This window comes from Bradyrhizobium barranii subsp. barranii, from assembly GCF_017565645.3.
GTDB lineage: Bacteria > Pseudomonadota > Alphaproteobacteria > Rhizobiales > Xanthobacteraceae > Bradyrhizobium > Bradyrhizobium barranii.
Window position 1 is genome coordinate 234,835 of sequence record NZ_CP086137.1, and the last position, 18,335, is coordinate 253,169.

Genomic DNA, 18,335 nt, shown 5'->3' on the forward strand with positions numbered 1-18,335 from the left:
GGCCACATCGATCCAAGTTCACCCCGATGAAAATCCTATTAGAAACAATCAATTAGCCTACCAGCGAGCACCCTAAGCCGAGCAGCCCGCGAACTTCCCCATTGTCGTTGAGACAGGGCGGATCTCGGGCGGTGTCACGGAACATTGCGCGCCGGCATCCGTTCGCCCAAGTTATCGGCGCACTTCAAGCCCAATCGAGCGCTGTTCTAGAGAGCCCCTAATGTCATCGTCCGATCAGGTCAGGAGCGCTCGCGAACGACGCCAACGAAGGCTTCTGATCGTCCTAGCTTTGGGGTTTGTTGTTTTTGGCGCCGCTGCGGCTGCCCTCTTCTACGTCTTGCGGCCCGAGGCTCTCCGGATTGCCGTCGGCCCGGCAGGCAGTGACGACCATCAGGTGGTCCAAGCAATGGCAGAGGCCTTCAACGAGGAAAGCAGGACTGTCAGACTAGCGCTCATCACGACCGCAGGAGCAGCCGAATCCCTTACTCTCTTGGGCACCGGCAAAACCGATCTGGCCATCGGTCGCGGCGACCTCCCATGCCGGCGGATGCGCAGACGCTGGCCGTTCTGCGCAAGGACTACGTCGTCATATGGGCGCCGTCCGCACGAGGCAAGGACTCCAAGAGGAAGGCCGCCGCGGAGATCGGAGAGGTTGCCGATCTTGTGGGCCACAAAGTCGGCATCATCGGAAGGACCGGGGCCAACGTCGCACTCCTGCGTGCCATTCTCGCCGGCTCAGGCGTGGAGCCGGACAAGGTTGCGACCGCCCAATTCGGGACCGACGAGATTGAAAAGCTCGCGCAAGACGCCACTCTCGACGCGTATCTCGCCGTCGGTCCGCTAGACAGCAAGATTACTGCTGCCGCGATCGTCGCGACGTCGCGGTCGCGCGGAGCTCCAAAGTTTCTTCCCCTCGCAGCATCCGAGGCCATCGCCCTGAAGCACGCACGCTACGAAGCCGAGGAAATTCCGGGCGGTGTCTTCAACGCGAAACCGGCCTGGCCAGAGGACAAGGTTGACACCCTCAGCGTCAACCATCTTATTTTGACGAGAAAGGGACTCTCCGAAGCCAAGGCGGCGTCCTTCTATCGGCAACTTTTCGCGGTCCGAGATACGATCACGCAGCGTGTTGCCGGCGCCGCGCACATCACAAAGCCTGAGACGGAGAAAGAGGCAGAGCCTTCCGTGCACAGGGGGGCGGCAGCTGTCATCAACGGGACCGAGCGGACTTTTCTTGACAAGTACAGCGACTACTTCTGGTTCGCCTTGCTTCTTCTTTCAGGGATCGGTTCGGCGGCCGCTTGGCTGCGCCGCTATCTGAACCGGGACGAGCGAGATGACACCACAAGTCACCGCAACCGCATTCTGGCTGTGGTTTCGGAGGTTCGCGATGCAGCGTCCGAACAGGACCTGCTGAGATCGCAACGGGAAGTCGACGCGATCATTGGTGAAACCCTCAAGTGCTACGACGAAGGGGCGATCGAACAAGAGGACATGGCCGCGTTCGGCCTCGTACTTGAGCTGTTCAATCATGCCGTCGCGGAAAGGCGGGCGGCTCTTCAGGGCGGTCACCTCGAAGCAAGGGCTCCGGGCCCAACCATAGCCTCTCGCCGTTAGGTCCGGGAGGCGCTACCGCTCCTGTAAAACGTAATGAGCGCGCGGGAGCCAAAACTGGAGGGCCTGCCCTTGCGCCGCGCCCAGGGCGGAGCTCCATGTCCTTTTGCAAGTAAAAAGACGTGCGAGATCCTCACCGTGCCGGAGGCGCGGCGATTAAGACGATTTGTTTCCTGTTGGGTCGGGGGCGAAGCGCCGATGGCGACGGTCGATCAATCTTCCATTCGCGGATTGGCTACCGCATGAACGCTTTTCGTCGCGGCCTACCTCTGACTTAGTATGGGCGTCGGATTGAACCGGCCCATAGGGCTCTCGAGGATTGCCTGACCTTGCGCTCCGCCCCCGGCCGAACAGGTCGGCGGATTTACACCTATGGCATCCCGGGCCTCACCGTCTGACCGATGGCCCAGACGAAACCGCTGAGTTCGCGGGCGATCGCGGTCACAACCACGGTGGGTTTCTTGCCACCAGCAGCAAGCTTGCGATAGCGGCCGCAAAGCCGGACCTGCGCCTTCCAGGCAATATCCCTCACTGGTTTTGGCTGGCGCTCGATAACGTCTGTCTTGCCCGATGAGACGCGCGGTTGATACCGATAGCTCCAGGCTGCCTCCACGAGCATACGGCGAGCTTCGCTGTTCCCGGCCCTGGTGATTCCGCCCCGCCGAATGCGGCTCCCGCTTGATTGCTCGGATGGCACCAGGCCGAGATAGGCCATGAGCTGGCGAGGGGTATCGAAACGGCCGAGATCGCCCACCGCGGCCACGAAGATCACTGATGAGATCAGATCGATGCCGCGGATCGTTCGCAGCGCTTCGACCAACAGGGCCATCGACCAATCCGGCAGCATCGTCGTCATCTGGACTTCGAGCTGGTTGCGCCGGTCCTGGGAGGCCCATACCGCTTCAACATAATCCTGAAAGACGATCTGGTGTGTGGTGTGCTCGAACGTCTGCGTTGCAAGCCAGCGCCGATGACGCAGCGTCCAATTCTTCTTCCCTGGGCCATAGTTGCGACCGTGACGAAGCAGGAAAGCAAGACATTGCTGGCGAGCTCGCATCAGCTGCATTACGGCGTCCATCCGGGCACGAACGAGATCGCGGATCGCCTCATGGACTGGATCAGGAACCCAAACCGCGGTCAGGTCGCCAAAGCGATGTTGTAAGGCGAGCTTCTCGGAATCTCTTCGGTCCGTCTTGATGCGTTCGCCGGGCTTGCGGGCGATCAACGAGGGGGCTGCAACCATGCACTCATGGCCAAGTTCGACGAGCAGTCGATAGATGCCGTAACCACATGCGCCCGCCTCGTAGCAGAACGCCAAGCGATGGCCTTCCTTAGCCAGTCGCTTCGCCAGCTTGGTGACGTCGGCCGTGGTATTTGGAATCGTACCAATGAACCGGACCGTGCCGTCTCGCCCCTCCTCTGCCGTTGTAACCGAGATTCCCGACTTGTGAACATCGAGCCCAATGTAAACCATCTTCTGCATGCCCATTCTCCGATGTCGAGCCGCCGCGCCTTCATGAGCGGCGGCGGCTCGACTGTGACCGAGACCGATGGCGCCGCTATGCTGGCGCTGAGGACATACGGACTAAGGAACGGGCGCGGAAGCGGCCTTATAAGATAGGACGACGAGAGCCCACTTATAGGCCAGAAGCTCTCGTACATCCTTATGGGCGGGAGAACATGAATTGGAAGCGCTCGCCCCCCCGTGAGACCGCGGCGCGTCGGCTATTGCAATTGCCCCAATCTTGCCTGCACTGCCGACCTCAACTCTCTTGCGACTCTTGGGTCAGCGAAGCTTTCAGGCGCTGAACCATTTTTCCTGACATGATACCCAAAGACGCGCTCACGATATCGGCCATCAACCATACTGCGGACATGTTCTTCAAAATCACGCCATTTTGCCCCGGCCGTAAACGAGCACTTGAGTTGCCGGCGCGTTTCTCAGCAAGTAGTTGAGAAAGTTTTTGAGGTCGTTCGTGTTACGGTTTGTGTCCGAGCCGAGCGACGAATGATGAATGATGAATGATCACGAAATCCGGCTTATGGTCGACGATGCGTTGATACTCGCTCCAATTGTCATGTACAGGCTCGATCGCAAAACTGACATCGAGGCCCGACAAATCCTGCCGAATGACATGGGAATTCAATTCGCCGGGCCTGGCATGGGCTCGATCATAAAGATGAGCTGGAGATCCTGATGAATTACTTCGCTGGACTCGACGTGTCTCTCAAGCGCACCGCGATCTGCATCGTTGACCGAGATGGAAATATCGTCCGGGATGGAGTGACGGATACCGAACCCGAGGCGCAAATTTCCTGGCTGAGAAATACCCGCCTCGCTTTGCAGCGCATTGGGCTAGAAGCCGGGCAATGTTCCTCCTGGCTGCACAAGGGGCTTTCGGAAGGCGGATTACCAGTCATTTGTGTTGAGACCCGGCATGCAAAGAGCGTGATGCAAGCTCAAACTGTCAAGACGGATCGCAATGATGCTCGAGCGCTTGCGCAAATGATGCGAACAGGGTGGTTCAAGGCGGTTCACATGGTGCTCGTTAAAGGCATGGGGCATCCGTATCGCCAAGCGCAGTTCCATGAAAAATGCGCTGGTAGCGGTGACTCGCAAAATATCCGTCATCCTGCACCGTATGTGGTGCGACGGCAGCGACTTCCGGTGGGAGAGATCGGAGGCTAGAGCAGCCTGACACCCGAATGCATTGATCAGCAGAACTCGGCCGAAAGGCTGTCAAGGAGTCCGGCAGGACGAGGAATGGCGAGGGTGATAACCGGTCTGCAGCGCGAGCCGATCGCTCCGCGACTGCGCTCACGAGATGGTCCCGCCACTTCTTCACGAACATCATCATGAGGCGGGGATCCCGACCTCGAAGAGAAGCGCGATCGCCGGATCGCTTTGACGCCATGTCGGTTCGGAAGGGACAGCCACAATGCGGTAATTAGATCAGATTTGGTACTTGACGCTCCAACCCCGGTTAGAGAAGAGCGGTTAAAAGCGGCACCCGGGAATGCTGCAGTGATAACGTTCGCTGCCATACTTCATGGCGGCGAGCCGCTTTTCCGAGTGTCCCCGGCGAGGAGCACCTAATGTCTTGCGCGAGGTATCGTTACTCGGAGGGCCGAGACAGCATGGCTCGGTGAGCCTGCTCATAGAGCCCGGCCCGCAACAGCGGACGCGCCCTTCAGAAGACTCTCCTCGTTACCTATGCAAATCACCCCCATGGGAGGCCGACGAGTCCCGGGGCCGCACGGATCTCTCGACGGTCGCTAATCGCCGGCGCGCTCTCTAAGCCTCGCTCACGACATCGAGGACAACGCCGCGGTCATTCACTCACGATGGGGCCCCCGATGTGGTTAACCCCGCGGTGACGTGATCCAGCCCAAACTGAACACCCCGGCCCGGCGGGCGAGTAGCGATACGGCATTCCACCGAAGGCCATTGACGATATTCCCCTCGTAGGAAGCGGCTAACTCCCCGAATGGGGTTGACCTCGCTACCCGGGGCCAGGATAGTAACCCTCGGTTGCAGACACTTCCCTGCCGCCCCATGTGACGCACAGCCGCACGTTTGCATCTACATCCGATAGCGGTGGACGGGCACGCGTTAACGCCCCGGTTTGGCGTAGTTAACCGGATCGGGCTTTCGGAGGAGATGCGATGACCGATGAGCATTTGATCAAGAAAGAATCCGTGCCCCATCGCGCTGATGGCCGCACCGGACTGTCTGGAGCCGCACTTGTAGCCGCCCTGGTTGTACTCGCGGCGTGGCTGCTGCTGCTCGCTTGGCTTGCGTTCCATACCGCCGTTGAGGAAATGGCCTGGTCAAGGTTGCTCGTGGTCCTTGGCTCGCTAGAAGCAGTCACCTTTGGTGCAGCGGGCGCCTTGTTCGGGACTCACATCCAGCGGCAACGCGTCGAAGACGCAAAGCAGCGCGCTGCGCACGCCGAGGCAAACGCAAGCAAGGCCGAAGAACAAGCCGCCTCCAACAGTGACGCCGCCATCAAGGGAAAAACCCTCGCGACTGTCATCAAAGCAAAGGCGCGTGCGCGGAGCGGCACGGCGGGAAGTGAGCGTCTCAGTGCGTCAGGAGGCGGAGACGACCGCGATGAAGTGCTGGATCTCGCGCACAAACTTTTTCCGGACTGATTAAGGCCAGCGACCGCGCGCCCCGACTGAAAAAGCGTCCATCAACTCAGAAGCAATGGAGGGACCGAAACGCGCGATCAGAATGGGTGCGAACCCAAGCTTAATACATCCTGGCGGCTTTTGCTGGCGCAGCGGTGCAACGTTTTCGTCCACATGTCGACAACATCGTCATCCGAGAACGCTTCGAATTCTGGTGCATTGATCTTGAGAATTCTCACCCTGCTGCTGACAATAGCATCAGGTAGGTTCTCGATCACTTCCCTGAAAAGGGACATTCGCTCGCCGGTCGGCGCGATCTCCAGTAATGATGCCAACATGGAGGCTCGCTCGCCCGACCATATCTGTCGGGAACGCGCGAGCAAGACTGAATAAGACGAAGGCGAAGCACGGCGATACACCTCCTCAATGGGCCGGTCAGAACTTGACGAGTTATTCCCTTTGATATCGAGAAAGGTGAGCGCAAGGTCATCACGAATAAGTCCGACCGCGCGGAAGGCAAGTTCGACTAGGGTCCCACTCGCCAGCCCTCCCATAAAGCCGTCGTCTCGTGCGGAAAACGCGATCATTTCGAGAACCTCGACGGGCAGAAGATCGGCCACCTCAGTGATAACCCCGGACCTGGTGTATCGATCTTCGATCCGGTTGAGTCCGTTGAGCGCAAGTCGACCGTCCTCGAGGTGGAGCGACCGATTGACAAGTTCGGCAATCGTTGGCGTCAGGTCTTTGCCCTCAAGCATGTCAAGGGTTTCGTACGCCGACCTGATCTGCTCGGCGGTCAGCCACGGCGCCATCCGGCTAATTGCAACGATCTGCTCGTCCGGCTCCAGCGACGTTATCGCCGCGAAGGCGGGATCAAAGTATTCGCGATAGCCAGCCGTGATATCAGCAATCCAGCAGGCCGTGGCGATCTTTTCTCGCACCGGCATCGCCTGGAATCGTCGTGCACGCGCAATCTCGCGCCCGGCAATATCCTCCAAGGTAGGAGACGAAAGCATGGTCATGAGCCAGACGAATAACTGGTCGTCTTCAAGCCATTCCGGCTTGGCTCGCTCTCTCACAGCGACGAAGCGCTGCTCTTCCTCGTCGAGATAGCGCCACAACGAGCGAAGGGCCTGAAGACGTGGCCAAGGCTCCGCAATCGCCGCGACCCGTTCCAATGCGCGTTGTCGCGTCGGAGCGTCAAGTGTGGCGCTTGATAACGCAAGGAACGGCGCCAACGCCTCGGGATCGTCGATCTCCTCCAAAATGCCGTTAAGGCAAGCGGGATGCGCCGCGGCGACGCGCATACCAATATTAAGATAGGCCGTAAGATCGGCATCCGCTTTGGCAAGCGCCAGTGCTCCTTGCAGAGCAACGCGAACGTAAGCCGCATCGTCACACGATTCGGCCAGCCCGAGCAGCAGATCAAGCTTCAATGCAGGCTCGAACTGCTTGGAAGAAAGTTCAACTACCGCCTTCTGAATAACCGGTGCGCACGGCAGTCGCTTCAAGGCACGCGAAAGGAGTGCGACCGTTCGGGGCAGCTCGCGCTCTATGCTGCCCGTGTCCGTCATGTTCTTGCGCATCTCCTCAAGGATGAGCGGATAGACATGAACGAGTTCCGCCGATGACACCTGGTCGACGAGCGCAGCAAGCACAGAAAACTCGTGATGCAGTTTGCCGAACGTTTGGCGGGCCTCGGAATCAGGAAGCGATGGAAGCAATGCAATCTTGGCAAGGTCCAGTCGCTCGCTGATATCGTTAGGACGAATGGAGGTCGCGATAGCCCCGATTGCGTCTTCGGAAACGTTGGCCGCGAGGACTTCAAATAACTCCTTCTGATAGTAGGATGAGGTGGCAGCTCCGGCCCGGTTAATTGCTTCCTGCTGATGACCCAGATCGGCCAGACGCACTAACAGGGCTATATATCCATCCCGAGAAGCGGCTGCATTTGCTGCATCCAAACCAAACCGCACCATCTCAATTGGGAGGTGTGGCGCGAGATCAGCAAACGGACGTGAAGACCAACGCTTGTCGCTGGCCAGCACATGCACGAGCGCCTCACGTTCTTCTGGCGCAAGGAACCGCGCCATGGCAACCCGCACCTCATTCTCATTGTGCTCGGTCAGACTCGCATCTGCGACCTGCCGCACAAGATTCTTGGAAACGGAGGGTGCGCGCGCCAGTTCGCGCAAGCAAGCGACCCGATCTTCGGGTCTAACATCCTTCAAGAGACCGATGGCTTCGTCTTGCAGATGCGGGGGACAAACAGGCAGAAAGCGCCCAATCGCTCGTGCCTTCTGCTCTACCACGAGGTTGGCGCTCGACTTCAAGCAAAACAGTGCATCGTCGAACCGTTGTGCACCCGCCAACGCTGAGCTATGGCTGATTTTGGGTGACGCGGCCTGATCAGGCGGCGTGGCTTTCAGTGTTCGGAATGACTTCGATTCCGTCGATGAACTTTACACCGGCGATGACTTTCGGCAACTGGTTCGTGCTCTTCAATCGCCGCCAGGTCTTCGATGCGGCGTCGATGAGCTTGAACACCATCAGCTTCGCAGTTTGTTGCGACAGCGATCCCTTGGTCCGCACCGTTCGGCGGCGCACCGTGGCGAAGACGCTCTCGATCGGGTTCGAGCTGCGTAGGTGGATCCAGTGCTCAGCAGGGAAGTCGAAGAAGGCGAGCAGCGCATGGCGATCCTTGATCAGGCACTCCACCGCACGTCCGTATTTGACGTGGTATTTCTCGACGAAGACGTCGATCGCGGTTTCAGCTTCGGCCCGGTGTGGGGCCAGATAGATGTTCCGCAGGTCGTTCTTCATGGGGCCCTGCACGGATTTGGCGACCTTGTCGAGTACGTTGCTCACTTTATGGCACCAGCATCGTTGGTGCCGCGTGCCGGGAAAGGCCTCGTCCAGTGCCTTCCAGAAGCCGAGGGCGCCGTCGCCGATGGCGAGTTGCGGGGCAATCCGTAACCCGCGTTGCCGCAGGTCGATCAGGAGTTCGCGCCAGCTCTGCGCGCTCTCGCGCACGCCGACCTGGAAGCCGATCAGCTCCTTCTTGCCTTCCGGCGTGGTGCCAATCAGCACCAGCATGCATTCGCTGTGATCTTCCATGCGGGCCTGCAGGTACACGCCATCGGCCCAGATGTAGACATAGCGACGCGCCGACAGATCGCGTCTCTGCCAGCGTTCGTACTCGACCTGCCAATCGGCCTTCAGGCCGGCGATCACCGAAGGCGACAGGTTCGGCGCATCCTTGCCGAGCAGCGCCGAGAGCGCCTCCTGGAAGTCGCCGGTCGAGATGCCGCGCAAATAGAGGACCGGGATCAAGGCATCCAGGCTCTTCGTCCGCCGCGCCCATAGCGGCAGGATTGCCGAACTGAAGCGGAGGCGGTCGCCTGGCCCGCTCGCTCCGCGGTCGCGGACCTTGGGACGAGCGACCTCCACCGGACCGATGCCGGTCGCAATCTCGCGCACCGGACCGTGCCCATGTCGGACCAGGCGCGCTCGACCGTCGGGCAGCGTCAGATTGGCCGTGCTGGCCAGAAACGCGCCAACCTCGATCTCGATCGCCCTGGCAAGCAGGTCCCGCGCGCCGGCACGAACGATATCGGTCAGTGGATCATCAACCGCGGACGGCTGACGGAAAGCAAGAACATTGGTAGTCTCGGTCATGGCGTATCGCTCTCCTCGAGAGGTTCTGGCAGGCTCGTCACCCGCCTCGATACGCCGCCTTCCTCACACCGTCATCACCCAGATTCCGCCATAGCTCGCCAACGCTTCCGCGAGGCGTTCCAGCAAATCATCCGGTATGTAAGAGCCGGCATCCTTAAGACGAGCAAATGCTTCAAGAGGATCCGACTTCGTCTTGCGCTCGACATATTCGAGGGTCGACGAATCGCGGACCTGCTCGAACCGCGGATCGGCAATGAGGTCGGAAATCATGGACAAGGGCAGCCAGCGAATAAAGCGAGGCTGCCTCCATAGGTCTTGCCAGACTGGTTTTTGCAAGCCCTGGTGAAGCAAATCGATCGCGGACTGGAAAGCGCGGGTCTGCTCGGGCTCATTCAGCACGCTCCCTATGGCAGCCAACGCTTCACTGCGAAGATCGTCCCGCTCGAAATTTCGGGCAACTTCCAACGCTTCCTCGAGAATGCGAGGGGAGATGCCGGGCTTACCTATGAAGGCAGCAAGTCCGCCTCTCCGGCTTCCTTCGTGTTTCTCGGCCTTGATCAATTCAAGTGCCCGCATCTGAAGATAGGGTGGCAAGTCGCCTGCGAATGCCGCGATCCCCAGGACCTTATTATCGGCGTCGCCGATTGAACCGCCGAGCTCAAGGGCTTCTGCCCATAGCTCCGGTCTGGCATCGGCGGTGGACATTCGCAGCATGGCCACAGCCGTCTCAACAGCCTGCTGCGGATTCCCGTTCAGGCGGGCCCATGTCAGCGCTTGTTCGCCGGTCCAGACTTTTGCTCGCAGATAGCGGGCCACAAGGTTGGGACTGTGGTTGTAGGCTAGTTCACGCAAGGTCGTCGAGATCAGAGCGTAGCGCACCTGCAGGCCGATCGCTGTTGCCCTGTCACCTGGGTTGTGCAAAGCCGCAGCATCCGCAAGGCCGGATGCGATCGCCAAATCGGAGACATAACCCGCTACCTCATGCCGCCTTTGGCGAATATCAAACCACTTGTTGCATTCATCCTTCCCGAAAAAGCCAAACAGCCGGTGAATCTTTGCCGGCTCGCCGCTTTCGGCCTGCACGGCAACCCAGAACTGAAAGTCATAATCGCGGAAGCGGTCGAAAATGGGCCTCACTCCCAGTCAATTTTATCACCCATGGCAGCTGCCATCATCGCGCCGTAACGATTGAGCGGAACCTTCTTTTCGAGGAATTCCAAAAAACTGCGGTGATAGAGCCGGTAGCTATCAGGCGTTCCCGGCTCCTTATGGACAAATTGCGCCCATTCATCGTCGAGAAGATCTTCAACGTCCCGCGTGTCGACCCGTTCAAAATGGTGGCTATCGTTCATCCACTCCGAAATGACCTCCGCGGGAACGGCTTTCTTCGCTAGCGCCAGGAAGCAAATGACGGGTTCTTGCAACCCGCGGCGCTTGGCACGATCGGGACTGTGCATCAGCTGCCAGTGTCTTTCGTAGTAGCCCATCAATCCGGAGGGCAGGATATCCGGATTGGCGACATCAGAGAGACCGATTTGCTTTTTGAGAACGGCGTCGAGCACGACATGAAGGTACATGAAATTACCTTCGCTCTTTGCCCAGAGGGTGTCCGTAAAGGCCGTCTTATCAAGCTTGTCGTACCCCGGCAATTTCGATATGTCGGCGCGGTTTCGATCCAGAAACGCCGCAATATACGCCCGGATATCGGCCTCGTTTTGAGCAGAGGTTTCTGAGATCTCGATAGAGGCCAGACGCTGATCAAGGATGAGATGCTCCTTGACGTTCGACCTGATTGTCGCAACGACGAAACAGCGATCGGGAAGACGTCGCGGAAGATACAGGCGGTTGACGCCCGGGTCCGGTTCTTTGGCCTCATCCAGAGCGTCGACGAGGAGTACGATTTTGGACTGCAGATTTTCCGGCCGCTGCGATGCCTACTCCAGGAGCGCGAACAGCATGTTTGAGTTCTTGGTGGCACTCGCCGGCACGGTCCCGTAGGGTAGTTCATACTTAGAAATGACCTGTGCACATGCGTTAGCCAGGAACGCATCCGGCGACCGAATATTGTCACTGAACACGTTGAAGTGGTGAAGGTAGCCCCGCCGGTCCGCGAGCGAAGCCATAATGGCGGATTTTCCAATGCCAGGCTCGCCTTTGATCATGACGTATCCAGCCGCAGCCCTTTCAAGTTCATTGTCGATCGCGTCGAACACAAATTGGCGACCGACAAAATCACGTGTTCGATCACGGATCAAACTGCGCGCGCTGGTGATGATTTCGGCGCGCAGGGAACGCGGCGCCGTGTCTACCCATGCAAGCGGCGACTGATCGAGGATGTTTCGAACGACGGAGTTCGATCGTGATATGACATTCATGGGCACGGCATAACTGGCGCGTCCATTCACCGTATTCCGCGTCACGACGACGCCGACAGCCCCTTCCAACTCTTCCACGAATACGGGTGCGCCGCTGAATCCTGGCTGCAGCAAGGCCTCGGAGGCCGCCTCCACCCGCAACCACTCAAGGCCAACCATAAGGCTGATCTGGCCGTGTGCGGCATCCCCTTCCGGGTACTGCTTGGTGAAGCCATAGCTGGAAAATGCCAGGCCTGCGTAAGACTTGCGAAGCCTCAGCGGAAGCGGCGCGAGATCGGGCAAACCGTCGTCGATCTTGAGGAGTGCGAGATCGCCGGCCGACTGTGCATCATCTTTGGCCGGCGTTGGACACCATCCGTCGGCAAGGACCGTACACCAGATGCCCGTCTTGTTTGTGAGTGGAAAGTCAAGATAAACCCTGCCGCCCGGAATCGTGGCGCCTGCTTCATGGACAACGTGATGGCAGGTCAACAGGTGGCGCTTGTCGATCGCGAAAGCGGTGCCGACCAAGCTGGCGCGCTTTTCATTGCTCCATATCCTGGCAAGCCACGCCCGTTGTTCAAAGACATTCGCCACGCCAGCCATCGACGCGTTTCCTGGAGCAACCCCGGGTATACAATAAGGACGTTTCCTGGATTGTAAATTTAAAACAATGCACGTCGCGCGCACCGCAGGCAGATTCGCTCGCTTGATCAGCCGCAACAGCGGCACAAGATGCGAGACAGGCGTGCGCGCAGCGCATCGCCCTACTGAAACGTCACCCGGACCGCGTGAGCATAGCGACGGCGCAGCCGGCACGCGGGACGAGTGTAGCGACGAGACCGGCCTTCGAGTGGCACCCGGGAACGGGGCAGTGCTGGCGGTCGTCGCAGGCGAGCCCCTTTTCCGAGTGCCCCGGCGAGGAGCACATTAAGTCTTTGCGCGAGGACATTACCCGAAGGGCCGAGACAGCATGGCTCGGTGAGCCCGCTCATAGAGCCCGGTCGCATGTGCGGACGCACCCGGGCTGCAGCATCACACCGGAAGAGATTCACGCCGTTCGTTCACAAGTTGCGAGTGACATTTTCTACGCCTCGTTCGCAAATGAGGTCAATAACAACAAATCTCATATTTCGACTTTATGCCGGGGCTGTTTTTGGGGGTGGGATATGTTGGGCGCGGCTTCACGCGGCGCGATTGTTTGTGCTGCGTTGTGTTTGGGCTCCTGTACGAGCCTCAATGTCATCCATGATCCACATCCTTTTCTCGACCGCCAGCACGTGCCAAACCTGCTGAAGTCGATGCGATGCGAGCTCATCACCTATATCGAAGCCAATCGTCAGCGCCGCAATCTCTTCTATATGCTGCGCAACTTCGACCGGACCTACGCCTTCGCAAACTTTCCGCACTATGAGCTGTCGGAGAAACAGTTCGGCCTGATTGTGCTTGACCTCAAGGTCCAGGACACGGTTGGCGTCGGCGCCACCATTGATCCTCTGAACACGGTGGACGCTGCCACGACCCGGACTTGGCATTTTGGACCTACCGCAGGCAATCAGAACACCTACGAGCTGAACTGAAGCTTCCTGGTGCCTCAGGACGCCCGTCTCACGCCGCCGCCGGACAAGGTCGATCCGCTGCAGTGCTACAAAGCGCTTCCGCGCCTCGTCAAGTTTCAGGGCGTGGAGGATCGGCTCAGGAAAGCGGGTTATGTCACCCGCGATTTCGACGGGCTCGCGCGCGGTAACTATCCCGATCAGGCGACCTTTACCCGCGTAACCGTCAACGGGACGCTGCCTCTGGCCGCATGGCTGCAGGATAACAGCACCGAAACCTGGGCCAATTTCGCAGCGCTCGACAGGAAGCTCGAAGCCAACGAGCAATTCATACCCGCCCAGATGATCTACACCTTCGCCGTGCAGGCCACGGTCGGGCTTGAGGTCAAGTTCACTCTAGTACCCGGAATCAGAGCTGAGTGATACGGCGGCCTTTGAAACGGCGTTGACGGACCTTTTTCTTGGTCCAGACGAAGGGCTCGGCTCTGTCGTTGTATGCGTTGACGTAGGCATCGATGTGTTCCTGAAGCTGCTTGAGGCTCGTGAAGGAGGTGCCGCTGAGCGACTGCCCCTGCAAGATGGAAAACCATACTTCGACCTGATTGAGCCATGACGCACTTGTCGGCGTGAAATGAAATTGCACGTTGGGGTGGGCCTTGAGCCAGTCCTCGTTCTTTTTATGGGTGTTGAGGTTGTCGAGGATGACGTGAAGCTTGCGGTTCGGAAAAGCCGCGGTGACGCTGTTCATGAAATCGAGAAACTCGACGCGGCGCCGGCGTTTTGAATGGGTCGCGATGATCTTTCCGGTGGCGACTTCGAGCGCCGCAAACAATGTTGTGGTGCCATGCCGCTTGTAATCGTGGCTTTGGCCGGTCAAGGCGCGGCCATTGGGCAACTTCAGATAACCCTGCGCTCGCTCCAAAGCCTGGATCGAGGGCTTCTCGTCCACGCACAGCACAATGGCCTTCGCCGGCGGCGCGACATAGAGGCCGACAACATCGGCGGCTTTGGCCGTAAAGTTCGGGTCGTTGCTCTCGCACCAGGACTTGCGAGCCACCAGGTCAATCTTGTGGCTGCGCAGGAACCGCCAGACATATTGGACATCGACATCGCCCAGCGCCTCGGCCAGCAGGGGGCCGGTCCAGCGCGCAAACCCTTGCGGTGGCGGCTTATCCAGCAGCTTCAGAATCCGCTTGTCGGTCGTCTTCGTATAGATCGGCTGCTTGCCAGGCCGCGGCTTGTCTTGCAGCCCTTCAAGGCCATGGTCGGCATAGCGATGCCGCCAAAGGCTGACAATCCGCGGCTGGACCCCAACTTCCTTGGCGATCGACCGGGTGCTGCGCCCATCCGCCGCCAACAGAACTATCCGCGCCCGCTTCAAATCGCGCTGCAACGTCACCGGTGAGCGACAGCACGCCTCAAGCACCTTGCGATCTTTCCTCGAAAGGTGGACTTCTCTTGCTTCGGGTATCATCCCGACCTTGAATCACGACTCACGTTCCAAGAAAAGTGGGTACTAGTCTCACCGGTCTGGAGCGCGCTTGCGCCGAACGCAAACGGCTCAACCCAGCACACAAGTCAGGTTCAGATCTGGCTCAATGGCGAGCCCGCCAGGCTGGCCGCCGCCGCCCAGACAGGCACGGCGGAGATTGTCACAACACCTGCCGAGCCGCACGGGGCCGGGCCGTTGCCTGGAGCCCCGACAGTTCAGAAGAAGCGGGGGACGATAACCAATCAACTGCCTCTCTTTCCGGTGCGTCCGACAATTCGCTAACTCTCCAGGGAGAGACATATGTGGCGGGTAATGTGGCAATACGGGCCGTCGCGCATGGGTACGATGACGGCTGCAGCTGCGCCTAATCTCCAATCGGTGCTCGACGCAAAGAACCTGCTCTGGAAGGACCTGAACGCCTACGGCGATCCTGAGCCGGTGTTCGCCGAGCATCCGGCGTCGCTACGAACAAGCATACTTGCGCGGCCTCATCTGCCGGCGGACGCGGCGATGGATCTGGCGGGTTACGCGCATGTCTTTGTGCCGACGCAGCAGCAGGCGCTGACGTTGGTCAACCGGCTGCGGGCCGAACGCGACATCGCCTATGCGGACATGCAGGGTGAGTGGCAATATCCGGTAAAGTTTGGTCAGTCGCGACGGGTTCAAACGACCGACATTTTGCTAACAGTACCGGTGCCAGGCACACCGGATTTGTCCGGCGAGCAGGGATATCTTGGACCTGCGCCGGCCGGGATCGATGCACTCTATGCCTGGACCATCCCGGGCGGGCGCGGGACCAACGTCAAAGTCGTTGACATCGAGAATGGCTGGAATTTCGGCCATGAGGATCTGAAGGGCAACGACAATGGTGTGATCTATGGTCCGCATTCCGACAACGATCATGGCACGGCTGTCCTCGGAATATTTCATGGTGACAGCAATCCTTTCGGCGTAACCGGCATTGCGAGCCAGTCATCGCTCTCCGCGGCGGCAGTGATGTACGATACTAAGCTGCGCAAATGGAACTCTGCAGCAGCGATCAAGTTCGCTGCCGACCGTATGACACCGGGAGACGTGATCCTCCTTGAGATGCACGCGCCGGGCCCGAATGCCCACGATAGCGACCCGAATTCCCAGCAGGGCTTTATCGCGATCGAATATTGGCAGCCCGAATTCGCCGCGATCAAATATGCGATTGGCATGGGAATTCACGTGGTGGAAGCCGGTGGCAACGGCGGCGAAGATCTGGATGCCCCGATCTACAACAGTGCATTCTCGCGGGCGGCTCGTGACTCGGGTGCAATCCTCGTCGGCGGCGGCAATTCCGCGCACGACGCGCATCCGCGATCGCGCATCTGGTGGTCGAACTACGGCAGTCGCGTAGACGTCCAGGGATGGGGTTTCGATATCGTAACGACGGGAGGACGATCACTACCCTCCTATCACGACCGCATCAGCAGCATCGACAAATCGAAGTGCTACACGCAATCGTTCGGCGGAACATCGGGAGCATCGCCCATCATCACCGGAACCGTCGCTTCGATTAGCGGGGCATTGAAGGCTGCGGGACAGGCAGCCTTACCTCCCTCTGATATGAGGCAACTGCTCGTAGACACCGGAACGGCGCAAACGGACGCGCCTACCTTTCCGGCCACACAACATATCGGCCCTCTCCCGAACCTGAGAGCGGAATTTTCACGACTTACACTTGGGGGTGCAGCATGACCGGTCTGTTTGTGAGGGCTCGATCAACGGCAGCAATTCTCTTGCTCCTCACCGGGATGGCCGGACTACCATCGCCGGCTTCAGCGCAGCCCATCCATCTTCCGCCCGCCTTGCGGGCCTGTTTCAATCTGGATCACGGCAAGCCAATCCAGCTCGTACCCTAAGCCCATATTGAGGCGTGCTATCCGCTCGCGTTCCAGTTCGTGATGTCGCGGGGCTGGCTCATGCGGGGCAGCTACTGGGAGTATGCGGGCAATCATGGTTCAATGCAGTGGCTGGAGTATGTGTCGTCCTGGCGGCTGCCGGGCAACGCCATTGAATGCAAGATGGTTTCCGACGGCTTCGGGTTCACTTTCCGCGGCGACATCGAGCGAGTCCGGCGATGGCTGTTTACCCCGGCAGGCCTCGCGCGCATATCAGATCCGCTGGATCGCGCGAAGCATCTGACCGACGCCTATCAACGGACGACGACACCTTGCGCAATCGGAATGCCAAAGACGACGCAGACGGATGTCGAGAAGATGCTGCAACGCATAGCGGCGGGCCCTGCGGTAGTGCGTCCCCTGGGGGCGCGGCGGATGCGACGACAGGAAACCAAGAACGGGTACATTCTCAAACGTGCCAAATCCGCTTCCGTTCGAACTCAGCGGCGCCCGCGCCCAATCTTATGAGCTCGTCCTGAAGATGCTTGAGTAACCGTCATTCTTCGCGTTGCCATGTCAAAGCTTCGCCCCGATACTCGGACCTGTCCAAGCTGCGGTCTACCGGTGCCGAGGGCGGCAAAAGTTTGTACGAATTGCAAGGCTGCGCTGGATCGGAGGAAGTATTTTGCTTCTGTCGAATCTAACGCAAAGGTCGTTGCGGCTGTATGCGGTGCCGTGATCGCTCTGGTTGGGGGCGTTCGCCGCCGGTTGAGCGTGGTTGCAACCGCTGGAGCCTGTCGTCATTCTGACATTTGGCGGCCTCGACAACGGTATGGATCGTTCTTGGCCAGGAACGAAGGAAAATCTAGCGGCCTGCTGGGATTCAACGTTCTCTCAATTACATTGAAGCACCCGGATCAGGTGCCCCGCGACCGCTTAGAACTCTGGCCAACCGACGAGGCTTTTCTTATTGAGGCGGGTAAAGACGCTCACATAAAGATGGCTTTCCGAGAGCGCTTACCCGGACGCGCCGCTTCCGATGCGAAGGAGTCAATCTGCTCGTTTTTCAAACAATCGCTTTTTGTTTCAGAGATCAGACAGACGTTTGATCAGAGGAGCCGCAAGAATCTGGACGTCGCGATAATGGGACAGGAAATTGAAATTATCAAGCACTCGTCTTGTGAGGTTAGCTGGCACATCGTCGGCCAGAGAACACAGCTTGTCAACACCACCGCTGTCGCGTGCGAAACGATCAGACCTTTCTTGGGCTGCGTTGCTAGCGCAGCGCCTACTCTGTGGATTTAAGATGATGTTCGTTATCTCTGTCTACCCTCGCCCCGAGGGAGCATTGCCGCCCCTGCGAATTCTTTCAATGGACCGAGGCTATTCCAGCGAAGATCCTCTCTAGAGAAGACCTCGCGGTTGCTGGCACGACGTACGAATCGATAGCGGCCGATGCATCGCACTTCAGTGCGCAGCCCGAGAAATGGTCAATCGATCCAGTCCGTGAGTGCTTGGAGTAGTCTATGACGAGGACGTTTGAGGTGTTCCGACCGTACGAAATTGACCGGGACAAAGTATTTCGGAGCGCCTGGCAAAAGGAACGGTGGGAATACGTTGATCAGATAGAGGGAGGCAA

General features: G+C 59.0%; 15 protein-coding genes and 1 pseudogene. 9 read left to right on the forward strand and 7 right to left on the reverse strand.

The window, feature by feature from the left end; genetic code table 11:
- Window positions 1–220: 220 nt before the first annotated feature.
- Window positions 221–1,617 (forward strand): annotated as a pseudogene (locus J4G43_RS52765) (TAXI family TRAP transporter solute-binding subunit).
- A 367-nt stretch (window positions 1,618–1,984) separates the two neighbouring features.
- Here J4G43_RS52765 and J4G43_RS52770 read toward each other — a convergent pair.
- Entirely contained in the window at window positions 1,985–3,103 is a 1,119-nt protein-coding gene (locus J4G43_RS52770; RefSeq protein WP_408581458.1) for an IS110 family RNA-guided transposase, read from the reverse strand.
- Between the two features lie 526 nt (window positions 3,104–3,629).
- Here J4G43_RS52770 and J4G43_RS52775 point away from each other — a divergent pair.
- The 3 genes from J4G43_RS52775 to J4G43_RS52785 all read left to right on the forward strand — a co-directional run bounded on the left by J4G43_RS52775 (window position 3,630) and on the right by J4G43_RS52785 (window position 5,769).
- Complete coding sequence (locus tag J4G43_RS52775; RefSeq protein ID WP_208089734.1) at window positions 3,630–3,812, forward strand: hypothetical protein; 183 nt, start codon at window positions 3,630–3,632, stop codon at window positions 3,810–3,812.
- The gene (locus tag J4G43_RS52780) at window positions 3,812–4,303 is read left to right on the forward strand and encodes an IS110 family transposase (protein WP_208089735.1); all 492 of its coding nucleotides are present in this window, start codon (window positions 3,812–3,814) and stop codon (window positions 4,301–4,303) included. The genes J4G43_RS52775 and J4G43_RS52780 overlap by 1 nt, the downstream gene beginning before the upstream one ends.
- Before the next feature lie 977 nt (window positions 4,304–5,280).
- Entirely contained in the window at window positions 5,281–5,769 is a 489-nt protein-coding gene (locus J4G43_RS52785; protein WP_208089736.1) for a hypothetical protein, read from the forward strand.
- A 77-nt stretch (window positions 5,770–5,846) separates the two neighbouring features.
- On the opposite strand, the gene J4G43_RS52790 is transcribed toward J4G43_RS52785, so the two are convergent.
- From J4G43_RS52790 to J4G43_RS52810, 5 genes are all read right to left on the reverse strand, one after another.
- Window positions 5,847–8,081 (reverse strand): hypothetical protein, encoded by a 2,235-nt coding sequence (locus J4G43_RS52790; protein ID WP_208089737.1) that lies wholly within the window; start codon window positions 8,079–8,081, stop codon window positions 5,847–5,849.
- A gap of 76 nt (window positions 8,082–8,157) precedes the next feature.
- A complete protein-coding gene (locus tag J4G43_RS52795) occupies window positions 8,158–9,426 on the reverse strand; it encodes an IS256 family transposase (protein ID WP_208089738.1) in 1,269 nt (422 codons plus the stop codon).
- Window positions 9,427–9,489: 63 nt separating this feature from the next.
- Complete coding sequence (locus J4G43_RS52800; protein WP_208089739.1) at window positions 9,490–10,563, reverse strand: hypothetical protein; 1,074 nt, start codon at window positions 10,561–10,563, stop codon at window positions 9,490–9,492.
- Entirely contained in the window at window positions 10,560–11,075 is a 516-nt protein-coding gene (locus tag J4G43_RS52805; protein WP_208089740.1) for a hypothetical protein, read from the reverse strand. Before J4G43_RS52805 ends, J4G43_RS52800 begins: the two co-directional genes overlap by 4 nt.
- 285 nt (window positions 11,076–11,360) lie before the next feature.
- Complete coding sequence (locus J4G43_RS52810) at window positions 11,361–12,386, reverse strand: serine protease (protein WP_208089741.1); 1,026 nt, start codon at window positions 12,384–12,386, stop codon at window positions 11,361–11,363.
- Window positions 12,387–12,949: 563 nt separating this feature from the next.
- On the opposite strand from J4G43_RS52810, the gene J4G43_RS52815 reads away from it, so the two are divergent.
- Both J4G43_RS52815 and J4G43_RS52820 read left to right on the forward strand, forming a co-directional pair.
- Window positions 12,950–13,360 carry a hypothetical protein gene (locus J4G43_RS52815; RefSeq protein ID WP_208089742.1) on the forward strand — a complete coding sequence of 137 codons (411 nt, stop codon included), beginning with the start codon at window positions 12,950–12,952 and terminating at the stop codon, window positions 13,358–13,360.
- 9 nt (window positions 13,361–13,369) lie between these two features.
- Window positions 13,370–13,759 (forward strand): hypothetical protein, encoded by a 390-nt coding sequence (locus J4G43_RS52820; protein ID WP_208089743.1) that lies wholly within the window; start codon window positions 13,370–13,372, stop codon window positions 13,757–13,759.
- Here J4G43_RS52820 and J4G43_RS52825 read toward each other — a convergent pair.
- Window positions 13,746–14,810: an IS630-like element ISRj1 family transposase gene (locus J4G43_RS52825; protein WP_026192128.1), complete on the reverse strand. Its 1,065-nt coding sequence runs from the start codon at window positions 14,808–14,810 to the stop codon at window positions 13,746–13,748. The genes J4G43_RS52820 and J4G43_RS52825 overlap by 14 nt on opposite strands.
- A 318-nt stretch (window positions 14,811–15,128) precedes the next feature.
- Here J4G43_RS52825 and J4G43_RS52830 point away from each other — a divergent pair, with 318 nt between their 5' ends.
- The 3 genes from J4G43_RS52830 (at window position 15,129) to J4G43_RS52840 (ending at window position 18,001) form a co-directional block, all read left to right on the forward strand.
- Complete coding sequence (locus J4G43_RS52830; protein WP_208089744.1) at window positions 15,129–16,553, forward strand: S8 family serine peptidase; 1,425 nt, start codon at window positions 15,129–15,131, stop codon at window positions 16,551–16,553.
- A 224-nt stretch (window positions 16,554–16,777) separates the two neighbouring features.
- On the forward strand, window positions 16,778–17,224 hold the full coding sequence (locus J4G43_RS52835; RefSeq protein WP_166350370.1) for a hypothetical protein: 447 nt from the start codon (window positions 16,778–16,780) through the stop codon (window positions 17,222–17,224).
- 315 nt (window positions 17,225–17,539) lie between these two features.
- Window positions 17,540–18,001 (forward strand): hypothetical protein, encoded by a 462-nt coding sequence (locus tag J4G43_RS52840; protein ID WP_208089745.1) that lies wholly within the window; start codon window positions 17,540–17,542, stop codon window positions 17,999–18,001.
- The last annotated feature ends 334 nt before the right edge of the window (window positions 18,002–18,335 follow it).

Excerpts from the sequence above, each read along its gene's own strand:
- J4G43_RS52770 (WP_408581458.1), bottom strand. The coding sequence starts at position 3,103 with ATGGGCATGCAGAAGATGGTTTACATTGGGCTCGATGTTCACAAGTCG.
- J4G43_RS52785 (WP_208089736.1), top strand. The coding sequence starts at position 5,281 with ATGACCGATGAGCATTTGATCAAGAAAGAATCCGTGCCCCATCGCGCT.
- J4G43_RS52795 (WP_208089738.1), bottom strand. The coding sequence starts at position 9,426 with ATGACCGAGACTACCAATGTTCTTGCTTTCCGTCAGCCGTCCGCGGTT.
- J4G43_RS52825 (WP_026192128.1), bottom strand. The coding sequence starts at position 14,810 with ATGATACCCGAAGCAAGAGAAGTCCACCTTTCGAGGAAAGATCGCAAG.
- J4G43_RS52815 (WP_208089742.1), top strand. The coding sequence starts at position 12,950 with ATGTTGGGCGCGGCTTCACGCGGCGCGATTGTTTGTGCTGCGTTGTGT.
- J4G43_RS52810 (WP_208089741.1), bottom strand. The coding sequence starts at position 12,386 with ATGGCTGGCGTGGCGAATGTCTTTGAACAACGGGCGTGGCTTGCCAGG.
- J4G43_RS52780 (WP_208089735.1), top strand. The coding sequence starts at position 3,812 with ATGAATTACTTCGCTGGACTCGACGTGTCTCTCAAGCGCACCGCGATC.
- J4G43_RS52830 (WP_208089744.1), top strand. The coding sequence starts at position 15,129 with ATGTGGCGGGTAATGTGGCAATACGGGCCGTCGCGCATGGGTACGATG.
- J4G43_RS52775 (WP_208089734.1), top strand. The coding sequence starts at position 3,630 with ATGATGAATGATCACGAAATCCGGCTTATGGTCGACGATGCGTTGATA.
- J4G43_RS52835 (WP_166350370.1), top strand. The coding sequence starts at position 16,778 with ATGCGGGGCAGCTACTGGGAGTATGCGGGCAATCATGGTTCAATGCAG.